The following is a 1,104-nucleotide window of genomic DNA, read 5'->3' as shown; positions in this document are numbered from 1 at the left end:
TAGGGCCCGTATTTGGTTGTGATCAATTTGCGTGATTCGCCTGCGTGGGCAGGCCCTGATCCGGTAGACCATGTTGCGTGACGCGAGCGCAACTATCGGATGCCGAGTGGGAGTTCATCGGGCCGTACTTGCCGATCGGCGAGTACGGCCCGTACCCCGAGCGGCTGCGGCAGCAGTTTGAGGGTGTGATCTGGCGTTTCAGGACGAGCGCGCAGTGGCGGGAGATGCCGCGCGAGTTCGGTGCCTGGTCGACCGTCTCGAACCGCTTTCGTCAGTGGCGTGACGCCGGCGTCTTCGAGGCGTTGCTGGAAGGCGTGATCGCCGAGGCCGCGAAGCGCGGCGACGTGGACCTGTCCCTGGTCAGCGTGGACTCCACGACTGTCCGGGCCCACCACGACGCCGCTGGGATGCACCTCGACCCCGACACGCTGACCGCCCTGGAGAAGGCCGCCGACGAAGCGGAGAACACCCGGCAAAAGGGGGCGGCTCGGAGGGACAAGCCGGGCAGGAAGCCGTCGACGACGCAGAACGGGAAGAACGGCGACGCATCCGACGCCGGCGCAAACTCCGCCTGAAGGAAGCCCTGCTCGGACGCTCCAGGGGCGGGCAGACCAGCAAGGTCCACGTCGCAGGTGACCGCAAGTGCCGTCCGTTGGCGTTCATCCTGACCGAGGGGCAGGCGGCCGACAGCCCGCAGTTCATCCCCGTGCTGAAGAAAGTCCGCGTCCGCGGGCCCGTCGGCCGACCTCGCACCCGACCCGACGCGGTCGCCGGGGACAAAGCCTACTCGTCCCGCGGCAACCGCGCCCACCTGCGCAAACGCCGTATCAAAGCCGTCATCCCGGAGAAGCGGGACCAGGCCGCCCACCGGAAGAAGAAGGGCAGCAGGGGCGGGCGGCCCGTCGGCCACGACGCCGACCTCTACAAGGAACGCAACGCCGTCGAGCGCCTGATCAACAAGCTCAAGGCCTGGCGAGGCATCGCCACCCGCTGCGACAAAACCCCTGCGAGCTACCTCGCCGGCCTCCACCTTCGCGGCGCGATGATCTGGATCAAGGACCTCACCAGCACCGTCCATTGATCACAACCAAATACGCGCCCTAG

Annotated in this window: 1 pseudogene; it reads left to right on the top strand. The window is 67.4% G+C overall.

The annotated features are described in order from the left end of the window. Positions 1-77 precede the first annotated feature (77 nt). Positions 78-1,081, top strand: a pseudogene (locus ACFQ6N_RS41090) (IS5 family transposase). Positions 1,082-1,104 lie beyond the last annotated feature (23 nt).

It is taken from the genome of Kitasatospora sp. NPDC056446 (assembly GCF_042796115.1).
Classification (GTDB): Bacteria; Actinomycetota; Actinomycetes; order Streptomycetales; family Streptomycetaceae; genus Kitasatospora.
Note: the sequence above shows the minus strand (reverse complement) of the source record. Positions and strands in the feature narration are given on the sequence as shown.